Here is a 16,379-nt window from a genome sequence, read left to right as displayed (position 1 = left end):
ATTATCATTTTGACATATTTTTTTTAAGTTAAACACATAAAAATAGATGGTTGATACTAAATAATAAAGAATTTTAGTGTTAGAATTTTTATATCGAACGAGCTTAGGTTGAAATAATTTCGAATTCTAATTTCTTGATTATTAACTCTTAAAACCAAAACTCAAAATGAAGACAATTAGTTACAAACAAACAGTACTTTCTATAGTACTTTTAATTGGAGTGATAGTATTCGTTTCATTCGTAAAAATTCCAATTTCAGATACGATAACGATCGATTACAAAAATTCTGTTGTAAGCTACTATGGAAAGGAAAAAATCACAAAAAAAGAACTCCTGATTCAAGCACACCTTATCGATAAGGCAGATCGAAGGTTTGAAGCAAAATGGAAGAATAAGGATCCTAAAGGTATTTCGGAGGAGTATACCAGCAAAAATGCTGTCTTTATGAAACCTGGTAAAAAGCCAAGAATTGGCAGGTTAGAAATAGAGAAAGAATTTTCTTTAAGCGTAAAAGATGTAGATCGGGTGGAATTTTTTCAAGATGAATTGCAGTTTTTCGGAAATATGGATGTTGCTTTTCAAAGATGTCATATGTTGGGCTATGTTAACTCATCTCCATCTCCAATTTTTGAAGGCTCTTATGTAATTCTCTGGAAAAAAGAGAATGGTACATGGCTTATAGAATATGATATGTTCAATGCAGATAAATAGAGTTATTGGGTATACTACTAACCCAATTTAGCTTTATTTCTCTTTTTAATTTAAAACTAGGTATGACAAATAAGTTGTACCCATTTATCTCACAAATTATCAATAGTTAAAGTAGGATTAAACTACTTTTTCAAATCCAATTAGAATGAATAAATCTGATATATTTTCAGCCGTAGAAAAATACGGAACTCCTTCTTATATATATGATGGAGAACAGTTAATCAATAATTATAAAACTCTTAAAAACGCATTGCCAGATTGTGTAGATGTATTCTATGCGTTAAAGGTAAACCCAAATATCTCGCTGGTAAAATTACTGAGATCTTCTGGCGCATGCACCGAAGTTTGTTCGGTAACTGAAATGGAAATAGCTCTTAAAGCAGGAGTTTCTCCATCAGATATTATTTATCTGGGGCCGTGCAAAAAAGATTATGAACTTAAAAAAGCGATTTCTTTAAACATTTTTGCAATAGTGGTAGAATCTGAAATTGAACTACAAAGAGTATCAAATTTTGCGAAAAAGATTGGGGTAACTGCCAATGTTGCAATAAGGATTAATCCAGATTTTTCTGCAGAAGGATCTCCTTGGAAAATGGGAGGGAGGCCAACTCATTTCGGAATAGAAGAACAGCGTGCAATAAAGAATTTTGGCAATTATATAGACATGCCAAACGTTTTGGTAAAAGGAATTCATGTGTATAATGGCACGAACATATTAGATGCAGCTTCAGTATATGAAAATACAAAGTATATTTTAAAGCTTTATGAACAGGTATCTCAAAAATACAATTACGATTTTTCTATGGTTGATGTAGGTGGTGGAATGGGAATACCATATTTCTCAAATCAAACCGAATTAGATATAGAAACATTTACGAGCCTTATGAAACCATTATTTCTTCAATTTAATGATAAATACCCCAATACTAGAATTATAATGGAATCTGGAAGATTTATTATAGGGACTGCCGGCTCAATGGTAGTTCAGGTCAATAATTTAAAATCTAATCACGGTAAAATATTTGCTGTAACCGATGGCGGCACCAATTGCCATTCTGCAGCGGCAGGATCAGGACGAGTAGTGAAGCGTAATTTTCCTATGGAGAACATATCCGCTGCAATTGAAGCTACAAATAAAGAGTATCAAGTGTCTGGACCTTTATGCAGTCCAGATGACATTATCGGGCGTAATATTTTACTTAAAGAGGTCGCTGTTAATGATATTCTATCTATAAAAATGTCTGGAGCATATGGTCCTACTTCGTCACCAGTACTTTTTCATAGTCATGGGTATCCTTCCGAGATTCTCGTTTTTAAAGGTAAAACTCATCTTATACGAGAAAGAGATACAACAAGTGATATTATAAATAAGCAAATTGAAATTAATGTACATCAAAATGAGCTTCTTATCAATTAACTAAACTTAACATCATGAATACTCTTAAAATACTAGACACTATAAAAGAAGGTTTGCTAGATAGCATACCAAATATAACCAAAGAACAAATTCAGTTAGACTCACACCTTAAAAATGACTTAGGAATAGATTCACTTTCTTCTATGTTTTTTCTAACCTATCTCGAAGATAACATCAATGGTTTCGTAGTAAATGCTGATACCATAGAGGCAAGACATTTTAACACATTACAAACCATATACGATTATGTGCTTTTTGAGATGAATTTGAAAGCGTCAGTTTCAGTCTCATCAAGTTAGAAGGGCCGGGTATATTAAATTTAGAGGTAATTCACATTTTTGAAGCACATATGCTGCTTCTTATTTTAACTTATTAAATACAATAGTAATGATACCAAAAATGCAAAATTTCTTGGAAGAGTCAGCACGTCTGTATTCCAAAAAAATAGCAGTATCTTTTTTAGAAAAATCTGTTACATTTTCAGAACTACACTCATTGTCAAACAACCTTGCAATCAGTCTTCAACAGCAAGGTGTAAAACGAGGAGATCGGGTAATACTTCTCTTGGGAAATACCATAGAAACTATAGTTTCTTTTTGGGCTGTATTAAAAACAGGAGCAATAGTGGTTCCTGTTGGAACCGAGATAAAGCCCAATAAATTATCATATATCATTGAAGATTCTGGTGCGACGATACTAATCACAGATTTTGAGATTGTAGAACAACATCAAAAACTTCTTATCGATTCGAAACTTACATCGGTTATAGTTGTAAATCAAAACTCAAATCTAGATCAAAACTTTTTTAAAAAATATGAAATAGCCATAAGAGAACAGAAGGATATATTATGCTCCTTCGGATTGATAAGTATTGATTTGGCAGCAATTCTATATACATCAGGTTCAACTGGAGAACCAAAAGGAGTAATGTTGTCTCATGAAAATATGATTGCTGCAACGAGCGCTCTTAATACCTATCTGAACTATCAAAAACAGGACAAAGTATTATGTGCTTTGCCCTTATCATTTGACTATGGACTCTATCAAATGATTATGTGTATATCTCAAGGAGCTACACTTGTATTAGAAAAGGAATTTACCTGGCCAATATTTTTATTGAAAAGAATTATTAAGGAAAAAGTAACCATTTTACCCGCAGTGCCAACAATGATTATGTTGTTATATGAGCAAAATATAAAGCATCAATTAGAATTATCTAGTGTTCGAATGGTCACCAATACTGGGGCAGCACTTACCAAGGATAATATTGATATGATCAAAAAATTATTCCCCGATGCTAATATCTTTTCTATGTATGGTTTAACTGAATGTAAAAGATGTACGTATTTACCTCCTGCGGAGATAGATAATAAACCCAATAGCGTTGGTATTCCTATCCCAAATACAGAACTATGGTTAGTAGATCAAAATAACCATCGGATTACATCACCTAATACGGTTGGACAATTGGTGATAAGAGGAGCGAATGTGATGCAAGGATATTGGAACAAACCCGAGAAGACAGCCCAAAAGCTAAAAGAGGGAATGTATCCAGGGGAGAAAGTACTGTATACGGGTGATTTCTGTACCCTCGATGAAGATGGGTACTTATATTTCAAAGGAAGAATGGATCACATGATCAATTCTCGAGGGATAAAAGTGAGCCCTAAGGAGGTTGAAGATTTTATTACCAATATACCAGGGGTGCATTCTACGGTAATCACAGGTGTTCCGCATGAAGATTATGGAGAAGCACTGTTTGCCTTTGTAGTGTTGGAAAATGAAGAAACAATATCTAAGAAAGAAATACTAGTTTCTTGTCACAAGCATTTAGAACATTATAAAATACCCGAATACATTCATTTATTAAGTACTATTCCTAAAACGCCAAATGGCAAATTTGATATAGTTTCTCTCAAGAAAAAAGCCTTAGAAATGATGGTGACAAATGTGGCTTCAATATCGGTTTGATTATGGAATTAACATTAGATATTGATGCATTCCAGATAAAGGCTAGAACTTGGGGAAATAATAAAACCAAAACGGTTCTTGGGATTCATGGCTGGCTAGACAATGCCAATAGTTTCGAGAAAATTGCTTCAATCTTTTCTGAGGACATTTATTTTGTTGCAATAGATTTAGCCGGCCATGGTCATTCTGATCATCGAAGCTTACAACAATCTTACTACCTATGGGATTACGCTCTTGATATTATTAAAGTTATAGAAACGCTACAATTGTCGCGAGTTAGTATAGTCGCTCACTCAATGGGTACAGGAATAGCATCTATTGTCGCTGGAACTATGCCAGAATTGGTAGAAAAGATGGTGTTTCTGGACGGATTAGGAGCTCCTTTCGTTATAAAGGAAGATGATATAGTTTCTCATTTTAGTAAATCTGTGAAGCAACTTAAAATGGCAAAAAAAACACAACTATATGGTTTCTTGCCTTCTCACGAATATCAGTTTGCTTCTAAAAGTGATGCCATACACGATCGTATGAAGAACAGTGTTGGGGTAATTTCTTCAGATGCGTCTACATGTTTGGTAGATAGATCGATCATTCAGGTTCAAGAAGGCTATCGTTGGTGTCATGATCCCCGCATTACCCTTCCTGAATGTTTTAGAATGACAGAGCGCCAGGCTCAATCTTTTATAAGTGCTATATCTTGCAAGGTTCTTGTGATACTTGGCAAACAAGGGCTATTTACAGAAGGTGTGCATAACTCCAGGCTCGATAAGTTTCAAAACGCAGAACTTCATTGGATTGATGGAGGACACCATTTACATCTAGAAGAGCGGTATAAAGAAATAGCAGAATTAATTAATGAATTTTTATAAGAAAACAATAATGAAAAAAATAAATAGTATAGTATTCACTTTTTTAATGGTTGGTTGGAGTGTTTTTTCTCAAGACGCCGATCCTCCTAAAAAAGCAACATTTGCAACTAAAATTATTCACAATAGCGTAGCAGGGTTTTATCCCATTTTCTTCGGTAATTTTGAGACCAACAAAAGTTTTGATATCACCTTTTATACCATTTTTTGGACGAATCCGGCTTTTGGTAATTTACCATCGGGGAGTGACTTGTTGCTAGAAACTTCTGTTGGGTTAGGATTTAAATTCTTAGATAATTCATTGTTTGTGAATCCTTCATTTGGAATTACTAGTGGTAAATTTTCTTCTAATAGCACAGGAACCAAAATTGCCGAAGGAATTGTTCCAAGTTTATACATAAACTATCAAAAAGGACTTGTAGATTTTGAGGGATATCTCGCATATTATAAATCGGTTCGTGAAGATGATAATATTATTACCAAAGATTACCTGTTAAACTGGATGGCTCCAGGGATAAATGTAGGGAATAGGTTAGTTCTTGGAGCTTTTTACGAATCTTTTGGGATCACTAGACAGGAAGATGGAGATCCTTTGCTAATATATCAATGGCTGGGAGGGTCTGTAAAACTAAAATTTGATAAAGGTATCGCATTTAGAATATCTGCTGGGGCAACTCTAAATACAGATGCGAATACATCTGATGAGTTTTATAAAGTTTCAGCATTTATTCCATTGTAAAGGAAGAAACTTATTCGTGACACGTAAGACGCTATTCTCAAAATCTTACGTGTCATGTAATAGTGATTTCCTATCCATGTATGGTTTCATTGGTACCCAAGCCTTCCATAATTTCAGCTTCGTATACCAGAAGTTCTTGCCATTTAAGATCAACTTCTTTTCGATCTCCATATTGTCTTGCAAAATTTAGAAACATAGTGTAATGATTGGCTTCGCTTACCATTAGATCTCTATAAAACTTTGCTAACTCTTGATCCTCGAGCTCTTCAGACAAAAGTTTAAATCGTTCACAGCTTCTAGCTTCAATTAGTGCGGCGTATAGTAATCTGTGTACCAGTTGCGTGGTTCTACTTCCTCCTTTTGGGAAAAAAGTTAATAATTGAATTACATAGTCGTCTTTTCGATCACGTCCAAGAACCCATCCTCGTTGAAGAATTTTATCATGTACCATTTTAAAATGGCTTATTTCCTCTTTCACCAGTTTAATCATTTCCTGCACGAGTTCTGTATATTCAGGAAAACTTACCATCAAAGAAATTGCTGTTGAAGCAGCTTTTTGCTCGCAATATGCATGATCGGTAAGAATCTCCTCTATGTTTTTCTCGACGATATTTACCCATCTAGGGTCAGTAGGAAGTTTTAGGCCTAGCATGTTTTTATATTTGCATTACGACGCAAAATTAGGCAAAACTAATGGCAACTCAGGACATAAAGGGTGTTAAATAATAATGTCTAGTAATATCTGTAGAATACTTTTATGAAATAAAATTATTCTGTAAGTTTTCAGAAGGTTATACTACTTAATCATCAAATTGAATTTAAATGGGATTATTTGACTATCTAACCGGCAGAGGAGGAATAATGATTTTAGCGTTATTTGCTTTCGCTGTTTTAATATACAATAAGATAAAGACAAGAATGTATTTTAGAAAACCTTCTAAGAAAAAGAAGAATTAGAATAGTAAACTGCTTTAAGAAGAGTTTAATCATGAAAAAGTGAAAAAGCTTGAAGCAATACTACTCCAAGCTTAGTACATTATAATGAGATTAATCGTCATCTACTTCTTTTTCTTTTTTTGAATCAAGTTTGATTAATTTTTCTTCTCCTTTTGCAATACCAGATTTTACTTTGCTAACCCTTTCTTCATGCTTCTTAAGCTTCTCTTCAATTTTAGCAACTTTTGCCATTTTCTCGGTGTATTGTTCTTCAGTGATTTCTCCAGCTTCTTTTTGGGCTAGTAAACGATCTTTGGTTTTTTGAATTTTAGCTGTGCCTTTGCTGTTTCGTTCTTCTAAGAAAGTTAATCTTTCCTTTTTGTTTTCTATTCTATTTTGAACGGCATTGACTTTTTCATTTTTAAATTCAATTCTTTTGGCCTTTAATTCGTCTCTTTTTTCTTTTGTTGATTCTTTAAAAGCACTTAGTTTTTCTTTTAATTCAGGATTTTCTTTTAGGTAAGCTTTTCTTTCTTCTGGAGACATTCCTTTCATTTTTTCTTTATGTTCTCCCAGAATAGCATCCTTTTCTTCTTTAAGCTCTTTTTTTGCCTCTTTAATTTCGGCTTTTTTGGCTTTCATCTCCTCCTTCTTTTCTTTCATTTCTGCACGTTTCGCCTTTATCTCTTCTTTCTTCTGTTTAGCAGCTTCCTTTCGTTCTTTAACAGCTTTTTCTGATTTTTGTGCCTGAACAGTCCCTGCGAAACCTATCATTAACATTACGACACATATATATTTCAACATTTTCATGGTTATGTTTTTTAAAGGTTGTCTAATTCGTTTAATGCCTCATTGATTTCTTCGGATTCTTTCTCCAAAGATTCAAAATCTTCATTGAGCTCTTGCTCAACGGCTTCAACTTGCTTGTTTAATTCTGCTTCTGCTGCTTTTTTCTTTTCTTCTTCTGCTTTTTTATCGACACAAGCTAAAGAAATAAAACTTACCCCTAAAAGGACTAAAAATAATTTTTTCATGATACTAGTAGTATAGGTTATTACTTTCTAAATATACTCAAATTTTCATTTGGAATTATAGGTAAATCCCTTGTTTTTAGTACGATGAGGAAATGAAGGAAGCTCTTTGCGTTTTTGCCATAATAGAATGGTTTATAATTAAATAAGGGTGTTTTATTGCTAAAAACTGAATGTAACCAAAAAGAAGAAATAGAGAGAATTATTGGGATGGTTTAGATATCTAAATCAAAGCTAGAGCGTAATTTATCGATAAGTGGGTTCTTTTCTTTTAGTTTCTCATATTTATCCTGGGGAGTAAACGCATATTTTTTAGAAATCTCCTCGTTTACATGAATTACCAGCTCTACGCTGTAGTTATTAAGGACTTTGTATATATATTGAAAAAAACCGGGAAGCGCATTTTCTAAATCTACTTTCATAGATTGGTTAGGAAGCTCAACATGAATTTTACCATCTTTTAATGTAGGAACATTCATTGCAAACATAGACCCAATGATACGTTCTCCTTTTTTATCCTGAAGCTTACCATACTCTACCCATCCCGATTGCATTTGCGACTCTGTAAAATCTTCTTTTGGAAGGTTCTTTGGGTCCACAACATTATCTACCTTTTTTTCTTCGTGTTCTTTTTTCTTTTTAATACTACTAAGAGATAGACCAGATGTTTTTCTAGCGCTCTTGATAGGTAAAGGTTTTTTTTCCTTGACTTTAGTTTCAGTAGTAGTTTGGCTCGGATTATTTATAGTTTGAATGGGCTCACTTTTAACTATTTCAGTTTCTAAAGGCGGTTGTGTTTCTTTTTCTGGAACTACTGAAGCAGGAGATGAAACCTCTTGTGTATCGAGTATTGTCTTTTCCTTAGGTTCGGGAGACACCTTAACTGGAGTAATACCTTTCTCCCTAAAGTAACTTGGGGGAATTATGTATGGTCTGCTATTTTTTTTTTCTCCATCCTGGGTAAGGATAGAGGCTAGTTGCATGAGGCAAAGTTCAACCAAAAGTCTTTGGTTACGACTGGTTTTGTATTTTAAGTCGCAATCATTTGACAATTCGATACCTCGTATAAGAAATTGATGTGGTGCTTTTTGAGATTGTTCGAGATATTTTGCCTTGGTCTGCTCTCCAACTTCAAGGAGATTAATAGTTGCCTGATTTTTACAAACCAATAGATCTCTAAAATGAGAAGCGAGACCAGCAATAAAATGATGACCATCGAATCCTTGAGATAAAATATCATTAAAGGCAATCAATAATTGCGGAATGTTATTTTCAAGAATAAGATCTGTAGTTTTGAAATAAGTTTCATAATCGAGAACATTCAAATTCTCGGTTACTGCTTGACGTGTTAGATTTTTACCACTAAAACTTACCACCCGGTCAAAAATTGACAATGCATCACGCATAGCACCATCTGCTTTTTGCGCAATAATCTGTAAAGCATCTTCATCTGCCGTGATTCCTTCTTGCTGAGCGACCTGCATCAGATGATTTTTGGCATCTGTTACAGTAATTCGTTTAAAATCAAAAATTTGACAGCGTGATAAAATCGTAGGAATAATTTTATGTTTTTCCGTAGTTGCTAATATAAAAATAGCATGTTTAGGAGGTTCTTCTAATGTTTTCAGAAAAGCATTAAAAGCAGCTTGAGATAACATATGTACCTCATCTATGATATACACTTTATATTTTCCCACCTGAGGCGGTATTCTTACTTGATCAATAAGGTTACGAATATCATCTACAGAGTTGTTAGAAGCAGCATCAAGCTCAAAGATATTAAAAGCAAAGTCTTCATCAGGATGCTCATTCCCATCTTGATTTATGGTTTTTGCTAAAATTCTGGCACAAGAAGTTTTACCTACTCCACGTGGGCCAGTAAACAACAAAGCCTGAGCAAGGTGATTGTTATCGATAGCATTAAGCAAGGTATTGGTAATAGCCTGTTGTCCCACAACATCTTTAAATGTTTGGGGTCTGTATTTTCTTGCTGATACTATAAAGTGCTCCATCGCTACAAAGTTAAAAATTGCAACCAAATATTATATTGTAGCTTTCTCTTTTTATTTATAGTTATTAACAGAAAAAATAATACAATAATCTTCTTGGATGTTTTAGAATTATAATAATTTTGTAGCAAGCAGATCACCTTATCGCGGCATTTGTCGAGGAAAGTCCGGACACCAAAGCGTAGTATAGCGGGTAACGCCCGTCCATCGTAAGATGAGGACAAGTGCAACAGAAAGAATGTACAGGTAATGCTGTAGTGAAATCAGGTAAACTCTATACGGTGCAACGCCATGTATACCAACTTTTGAGGATTACGCGTCCAATGTTGGAGGGTAGGCGGTTAGAGCCAATGAGTAATTGTTGGCCCAGATAAATGATAAGGGTCTTGATGTTTCAAGGAACAGAATCCGGCTTATGATCTGCTTTTCTTTTTTCTGATGTACAATTATTATATCCTTGGTAATTAGAATAGAAACTCTACAAAACTTGTTTATATCATTATGTTACCCCTTTTTTACAACTACTTTAACAATAGACAATACCAAATTTCTTGTACCTTGTGCCTCAAAGAAAAGTTAATAATACATGAAAATTGCTATTGTTTGTTATCCTACCTTTGGAGGTAGTGGAGTTGTTGCAACTGAGTTAGGTATTGCTCTTGCTAAACTAAATCATGAAGTACACTTTATTACATACAAACAACCGGTTCGGTTAAATTTATTAAATCCAAATATTCATTTTCATGAAGTAAATGTTCCTAACTATCCGTTATTTCATTATCAACCTTACGAATTGGCTCTGTCAAGCAAACTGGTAGGGACTATCAAAAAATATAATATCGACCTTTTACATGTTCACTATGCCATTCCGCATGCTTATGCTGGTTATATGGCTAAAAAGATGTTAGAAGAAGAAGGTATTTTTATTCCTATGGTTACCACATTGCATGGTACAGATATTACTCTAGTAGGAAATCATCCGTATTACAAACCAGCTGTGACTTTTAGTATTAATAATAGTGATATTGTTACTTCTGTTTCTCAAAGTCTTAAGGAAGACACAATGCGATTATTCGATATTAAAAAGGATATACAAGTTGTTCCAAATTTTATTGATGTAAGTCAACAGAAAACAAGTTTTACAGATTGTCAGCGTGATGTAATGGCCTTACCTGAGGAGCGTATAGTAACTCATATCAGTAATTTTAGACCTGTAAAGCGTATTTCAGATATTATAGATATATTTTACAATATTCAGCAAAAAATACCGTCAAAATTACTTATGGTAGGAGATGGACCCGAAAGAAAGCCTGCTGAGCAAAAATGTAAAGAATTAGGAATTAAGGAAAAGGTAATCTTTTTAGGAAACAGTAATGAAATTGACAAAATCTTATGCTTTTCAGATTTATTTTTATTACCGTCGGAGAGAGAAAGTTTCGGATTGGCGGCTTTAGAAGCCATGATGAACAAAGTACCTGTGATTTCAAGTAATGCAGGAGGAATTCCTGAAGTGAATTCTCATGGCATTTCTGGGTATTTGAGTGATGTGGGAGATGTGATAGATATGTCAGAAAATGCGATTAAGATCCTTGAGGATGATACAACTTTAGAGAGGTTTAAAGAAAATGCGTTTAGGGAAGCAAATAAATTTGATGTAAATGAAATCGTTCCTAAATATGTCGCTTTATACGAAGGCGCATTAGCAACTACTTAGGAACGATTAAAAGAAGTTTTTATTTTTAGAATTGATATCTGATACCAACTCCGATATCTAAATCTAGATCATCATTATAATCTCCAAAACCTATTTCTGGTCTTAAATCTAGAGAAATAAGAATAGGAATATCAAAATTATATTCTATACCAATATCACCAGCTAAGAAAAAGTAACTATCACTACTGTCATTTCCGGGGAAATCGTCGTCGAAGTCTATAATTCCAACTCCTCCTCCTGGTCCTACATACCAGTTAAATCCCTTGTCAAGATTAAATACCCATTGATACAAAGCTGCTATTTTGATAGCATTACCTGCGTCAAAGTCTCTCCAACCAAGATCAAATTCAAGACGATTACCATTGTTTAATCCTCTTTGATATGAAACTTCGGCTCCAAAGCCATCATTATCTCCAAGACGTACACCTAGGGCATTTTTAGAAATTTCTTGGGCCTGAATTGTACATACAGCTCCGAAAAAGAAAGCTGCAATAATTAAAATACGTTTAGTCATTATAAATAGGTTTTATGTTCAATACTCGAATATAACGTGACAAACGTAGTTATGTGCAAGTCGAAACCTTAAATTTTTGTTAATATTGGATTAATTGGTTTGCATTTGCATGTCAGTGCTTTCAAATATTTTGTCTGCTGAATTTGCTATAAACCCTGTAAAAATCATACCATCAGGCTTTTTGTATCGGTAAGAAAATTCGTAATAACAAGTTGTTATTTTTTGATAACCTTCTGCAAATTCAACTTCTTGTGTATCTGCCAAAATACTAGATTGTTCAAGTAATAGTGCTGGAGTGCCTTTTATTTCACCTCCGGCAGCATTAAGTTTGAATCCATTTTCCTTCAAAAAAGTGTTAACCTCTACCAAATTTTCGAAAGTTTCCAACTTGTTTACATCTACGGTAAAGTGATTTGAACAGAACCCATTTACATACATCCAGGCAGCATATTCAGATTCTTCCAAAAGACTTAAATAGGTTTGAAATGATGGAGTTTCCCAAACTCTTCCTTTTAGTATTAGATCTTCTTCTTTAAATACGTCTTGATCTACATGATCTAAAGTTTTCTTTATAGTTTGTTGTAACTCAGTTGAGCATTGTTCCAACAGCAACTCACTTATGAATATTTTTGGAGCATTGGGATCGTTTTCATGTTCAAAATGTTTTGCATATAGCTTTTTTGCCTCGAAATGATATTCACCTTTTGCAATGTATCCCATTTTTAAAAATGCTGTGGAAAGGACATCAATGTTAATTCTTGAATCATTAAAGGTTCTTATCGCGATATGGTCATTAAAAACAGTATTGCCCTTTAGTTCAAATAATAACTTAACTTTTTGAGCAGACGGAGTTTTTGCCGAATATTGTTTCCAGAGTTCTTCAAAATAATACGTAGAATTCATAGCGTTTTGAGTTTATTTTTATACAAATTTATTATTTTTGACTGTGTTTATTTGGTTTTACAGATAAATTAACTACGTTATTTTTATTTTTATGTCAAATTGATCATGTTGCTTTAATGTGATATGGTTTTTGATAAGTGATAATTTAATTTTTTGATTATTATGCATCATTTTGATTATATAGATCAGCAAATCTTGCTACAGATTCGTAAAGATGCGAGAAAACCTTTCTCTCAAATAGCTGAGGAGTTAAAGATTTCTAATTCTTTGGTTCATCAACGTATTCGAAAATTGCGAGATCAAGGAGTTATACAAAAAGCAGAGTTTGTTGTAAATGAAAAACGAATTGGTTTTAGAACAAAATCATATGTCGGAATTCGTCTTAGAGAAGCTCGTTATGCCGAACAAGTAGTTGAAGGTCTTAAGCAAATACCTGAAATTTTGGAATGTAATTATGTTTCAGGAAACTATGCCATTTTCATCCTTATTTTTGCTTATGATAACCATCACCTTCGTAAAATACTTTATGAAAAAGTACATCATATAGATGGTGTAGCGGGAACAGATAGTTTTATTTGTTTTGATACCAATTTTAAAAGACCAGTATCTCTAGATATTTTAGTAAAGAAAGATATTTATGATCAATAAAGAAATATTAGATTCACTTCAGACAAATTTGGAAGGTGAACTTTATTTTGATAAGCTTACAAAGGCGTTGTATGCAACCGATGCTTCGGTATATAGAAAAATACCTTTAGCAGTAGTGTTTCCAAAGTCTAAAGAAGATTTGAAAGAAATTATTGCTTTTTCGCGAAGACATAAAATAGGTATAATTCCAAGGACCGCAGGAACTTCATTAGCAGGCCAATGTGTTGGAGATGGAATTGTAGTTGATGTGTCTAAACACTTCACTAAAATAATTTCAATCGATGAAAAAAATAAAACCGCAACGGTAGAACCTGGTGTTATTCGTGATGACTTAAATCGAGTTTTGAAACCTTTAGGCTTGTTTTTTGGGCCTAACACATCTACATCAAATAGATGTATGATAGGAGGGATGGTAGGAAATAATAGTAGTGGTACTACTTCAATTCAATATGGTGTTACACGAGATAAAACTGTGGCTCTTGAAACTATTTTAGCAGATGGTTCTGAAGCGGTCTTTTCTGATATCTCTGAAAAGGAATTTAGGGAGAAATGTAAGCTGGATACACTGGAAGGTAAGGTATACAAAAATATCTATGATGAGTTATCACCTGAAGCAATTCAACAACAAATACATAATAACTTCCCTAAGGCAGAAATACATAGGCGTAATACCGGATATGCCATAGATGAATTAATACATTCAGAGGTATTCTCAGATTCTCAGATACCATTTAATATGTGTAAATTGTTATCGGGTAGTGAGGGAACATTGGCAATTACCACAAGTATTACTGTACAATTAGATGATTTGCCTCCAAGGGAATCAGTTATGATTGCAGCCCATTTTCGTACAATAGATGATTGTTTAAAAGCAGTTGTACCTGTTATGAATCACAAGTTATTTACCTGTGAAATGATGGATAAAACTATTCTTGATTGTACCAAAAACAATATAGAGCAGTTAAAAAATCGCTTTTTTATTGTAGATGATCCAGAAGCAATTTTAATGCTTGAGTTACGTAGTAATACGATTGAGAATTTAAAAGTACTACAGGAAGATTTGTTGCAAGAGCTGATTGATTCAGGGTTAAGCTATGCAAATTCTATATTACGCGGATCAGAAATTAATCAAGCTTTAGAACTACGTAAAGCAGGATTAGGATTACTAGGAAACATTGTTGGCGATAAAAAGGCGGTAGCTTGTATTGAAGATACAGCTGTGGCCATTCCTGATTTGGGAGATTATATTTCAGAATTTACGCAGATTATGAAATCCTATAATCAACAGGCGGTATATTATGCTCATGCAGGAGCAGGTGAATTGCATTTACGTCCAATTCTTGATCTTAAGAAAAGCGAAGATGTGCAGCTTTTCAAGAAAATAACCGACGATGTGGCTGCACTGGTCAAAAAATATAAAGGCTCTATGAGCGGTGAGCACGGTGATGGTATCGTTAGAGCTGGTTATATTCCGTTTATGATAGGAGAGGAAAATTATCAAATTATAAAAAGGGTTAAACAAACTTTTGATCCCGAAGGTATCTTGAATCCGGGTAAAATTGTAGATGCCTATCCTATGGATCAAAATCTGCGTTATGAAATAGATCGAGAAGAGCCAGAAATACAAACCTTACTTGATTTTTCAGATTCATTGGGGATTCTTAGAGCAGCCGAAAAATGTAATGGTAGTGGTGACTGTCGTAAGTCTTCAGAAGCAGGTGGAACCATGTGCCCTAGTTATAGAGCTACAAAAAATGAAAAAGATACTACTAGAGGAAGAGCAAATGCTCTCAGAGAATTTTTAACTACCAATGAAAAATTAAACAAGTTTGATAGTACAGAGCTTAAAGAGGTATTCAATTTATGTTTAAGTTGTAAGGGCTGTGCAAGTGAATGCCCTTCAAATGTAGATGTAGCAGCCTTAAAAGCAGAATTCGAGTATCAATATCAAAAAGAAAATGGAATTTCGCTTAGAACCAAGCTTTTTGCCTACAATAATCGGTTAAATGAGTTAGGAAGAATGACTACAGGTTTGACTAACTTTTTTTTCAAAAACAGGATTACTTCGGGAATATTAAAATCTAGTTTAGGGATTGCCGAAGAGAGGCAACTACCGCAGCTAAGTAAAATTTCACTTAGAAAATGGTGTATTAAGAATCTAGATAAAATACAGCCAGTACACCCTATAAAATCGGTATATTTCTTTATCGATGAATTTACAAATCATTTAGATGCATCGATAGGAATAGAGGCTATAGAATTGTTAACTCAGCTGAATTATGAGGTAATGATAGTAGAACATAAAGAAAGTGGCCGGTCATTTATCTCAAAAGGATTATTAGAACAAGCTAAGAAACTTGCAAATCATAATCTTGAAGTATTTAATCCCTTAGTTAATAATGATCTACCATTAATTGGATTAGAACCGTCTGCAATTTTGACCTTTAGAGACGAATATCTTAAATTATGTGACGATAAAGAAAAGGCTAAATTATTGGCCTCTCATACTTTTTTGATAGATGAGTTTTTGGCTTCTGAAATTAAATTGGGCAATATAAGTAGTGCACAGTTTACCAAAGAAAATAAAACAATTAAGTTACATGGTCATTGCCATCAAAAAGCATTGTCTGGGATTCAACATACATTTACGGCATTAAACTTACCTGAAAACTTTAAGGTTACCATAATTCCTTCAGGGTGTTGTGGAATGGCAGGCTCTTTTGGGTATGAAAAAGAGCATTTTGAGGTAAGTATGAAAATAGGAGAACAAACATTGTTTCCATCAATAAGAAAGACTCCAAAAGAAACTATTATTGCCGCAGTGGGTACTAGTTGTCGACATCAAATACAAGATGGGACACAACGTAAATCGTTGCATCCTATCTCGATATTAAGAAGAGCGTTGAATTGAGACTTGCT

At 33.8% G+C, this 16,379-nt stretch carries 15 protein-coding genes and 1 other RNA gene; 10 read left to right on the top strand and 6 right to left on the bottom strand.

All coding sequences use genetic code 11. The annotated features are described in order from the left end of the window. Nucleotides 1–166: 166 nt before the first annotated feature. The 6 genes from M0D21_RS01955 to M0D21_RS01930 all read left to right on the top strand — a co-directional run bounded on the left by M0D21_RS01955 (nucleotide 167) and on the right by M0D21_RS01930 (nucleotide 5,705). Nucleotides 167–712 carry a YybH family protein gene (locus M0D21_RS01955; RefSeq protein WP_248325981.1) on the top strand — a complete coding sequence of 182 codons (546 nt, stop codon included), beginning with the start codon at nucleotides 167–169 and terminating at the stop codon, nucleotides 710–712. 145 nt (nucleotides 713–857) lie between these two features. Next, nucleotides 858–2,129, top strand: coding sequence for a type III PLP-dependent enzyme domain-containing protein (locus M0D21_RS01950; RefSeq protein ID WP_248325980.1), 1,272 nt, complete (start codon nucleotides 858–860; stop codon nucleotides 2,127–2,129). 14 nt (nucleotides 2,130–2,143) lie between these two features. Next, nucleotides 2,144–2,428: an acyl carrier protein gene (locus tag M0D21_RS01945; protein WP_248325979.1), complete on the top strand. Its 285-nt coding sequence runs from the start codon at nucleotides 2,144–2,146 to the stop codon at nucleotides 2,426–2,428. 88 nt (nucleotides 2,429–2,516) lie between these two features. Beyond that, nucleotides 2,517–4,100 carry a class I adenylate-forming enzyme family protein gene (locus M0D21_RS01940; RefSeq protein WP_248325978.1) on the top strand — a complete coding sequence of 528 codons (1,584 nt, stop codon included), beginning with the start codon at nucleotides 2,517–2,519 and terminating at the stop codon, nucleotides 4,098–4,100. Nucleotides 4,101–4,102: 2 nt separating this feature from the next. Then, a complete protein-coding gene (locus M0D21_RS01935) occupies nucleotides 4,103–4,969 on the top strand; it encodes an alpha/beta fold hydrolase (RefSeq protein WP_248325977.1) in 867 nt (288 codons plus the stop codon). Nucleotides 4,970–4,979: 10 nt separating this feature from the next. Further along, a complete protein-coding gene (locus M0D21_RS01930) occupies nucleotides 4,980–5,705 on the top strand; it encodes a DUF6733 family protein (protein ID WP_248325976.1) in 726 nt (241 codons plus the stop codon). 70 nt (nucleotides 5,706–5,775) lie between these two features. Here M0D21_RS01930 and miaE read toward each other — a convergent pair whose 3' ends face one another. The 4 genes from miaE to M0D21_RS01910 all read right to left on the bottom strand — a co-directional run bounded on the left by miaE (nucleotide 5,776) and on the right by M0D21_RS01910 (nucleotide 9,684). Next, nucleotides 5,776–6,357 carry a tRNA-(ms[2]io[6]A)-hydroxylase gene (gene miaE / locus M0D21_RS01925; RefSeq protein WP_248325975.1) on the bottom strand — a complete coding sequence of 194 codons (582 nt, stop codon included), beginning with the start codon at nucleotides 6,355–6,357 and terminating at the stop codon, nucleotides 5,776–5,778. A 395-nt stretch (nucleotides 6,358–6,752) separates the two neighbouring features. Continuing rightward, a complete protein-coding gene (locus M0D21_RS01920; protein ID WP_248325974.1) occupies nucleotides 6,753–7,451 on the bottom strand; it encodes a hypothetical protein in 699 nt (232 codons plus the stop codon). 11 nt (nucleotides 7,452–7,462) lie between these two features. Continuing rightward, nucleotides 7,463–7,675, bottom strand: a complete 213-nt coding sequence (locus M0D21_RS01915; protein ID WP_248325973.1) for a hypothetical protein — start codon at nucleotides 7,673–7,675, stop codon at nucleotides 7,463–7,465. 212 nt (nucleotides 7,676–7,887) lie between these two features. Continuing rightward, on the bottom strand, nucleotides 7,888–9,684 hold the full coding sequence (locus M0D21_RS01910) for a DNA polymerase III subunit gamma/tau (RefSeq protein ID WP_248325972.1): 1,797 nt from the start codon (nucleotides 9,682–9,684) through the stop codon (nucleotides 7,888–7,890). Between the two features lie 125 nt (nucleotides 9,685–9,809). Between M0D21_RS01910 and rnpB the strand changes: the two genes are divergently transcribed. Next, nucleotides 9,810–10,112: RNase P RNA component class A (rnpB, locus tag M0D21_RS01905), an RNA gene on the top strand. Between the two features lie 155 nt (nucleotides 10,113–10,267). Next, the gene (gene bshA / locus M0D21_RS01900) at nucleotides 10,268–11,395 is read left to right on the top strand and encodes an N-acetyl-alpha-D-glucosaminyl L-malate synthase BshA (RefSeq protein WP_248325971.1); all 1,128 of its coding nucleotides are present in this window, start codon (nucleotides 10,268–10,270) and stop codon (nucleotides 11,393–11,395) included. A 25-nt stretch (nucleotides 11,396–11,420) separates the two neighbouring features. Here bshA and M0D21_RS01895 read toward each other — a convergent pair whose 3' ends face one another. After that, on the bottom strand, nucleotides 11,421–11,909 hold the full coding sequence (locus M0D21_RS01895) for a hypothetical protein (RefSeq protein ID WP_248325970.1): 489 nt from the start codon (nucleotides 11,907–11,909) through the stop codon (nucleotides 11,421–11,423). 90 nt (nucleotides 11,910–11,999) lie between these two features. Further along, nucleotides 12,000–12,812 (bottom strand): DUF1338 domain-containing protein, encoded by an 813-nt coding sequence (locus M0D21_RS01890; protein ID WP_248325969.1) that lies wholly within the window; start codon nucleotides 12,810–12,812, stop codon nucleotides 12,000–12,002. Between the two features lie 162 nt (nucleotides 12,813–12,974). Here M0D21_RS01890 and M0D21_RS01885 point away from each other — a divergent pair, with 162 nt between their 5' ends. Together M0D21_RS01885 and M0D21_RS01880 are read left to right on the top strand one after the other, a co-directional pair. After that, nucleotides 12,975–13,460 carry an Lrp/AsnC family transcriptional regulator gene (locus tag M0D21_RS01885; RefSeq protein ID WP_248325968.1) on the top strand — a complete coding sequence of 162 codons (486 nt, stop codon included), beginning with the start codon at nucleotides 12,975–12,977 and terminating at the stop codon, nucleotides 13,458–13,460. Beyond that, nucleotides 13,450–16,371 carry an FAD-binding and (Fe-S)-binding domain-containing protein gene (locus M0D21_RS01880; RefSeq protein ID WP_248325967.1) on the top strand — a complete coding sequence of 974 codons (2,922 nt, stop codon included), beginning with the start codon at nucleotides 13,450–13,452 and terminating at the stop codon, nucleotides 16,369–16,371. The genes M0D21_RS01885 and M0D21_RS01880 overlap by 11 nt, the downstream gene beginning before the upstream one ends. Nucleotides 16,372–16,379 lie beyond the last annotated feature (8 nt).

It is taken from the genome of Aquimarina acroporae (assembly GCF_023195925.1).
Taxonomy (GTDB): Bacteria; Bacteroidota; Bacteroidia; order Flavobacteriales; family Flavobacteriaceae; genus Aquimarina; species Aquimarina acroporae.
Note: the sequence above shows the minus strand (reverse complement) of the source record. Positions and strands in the feature narration are given on the sequence as shown.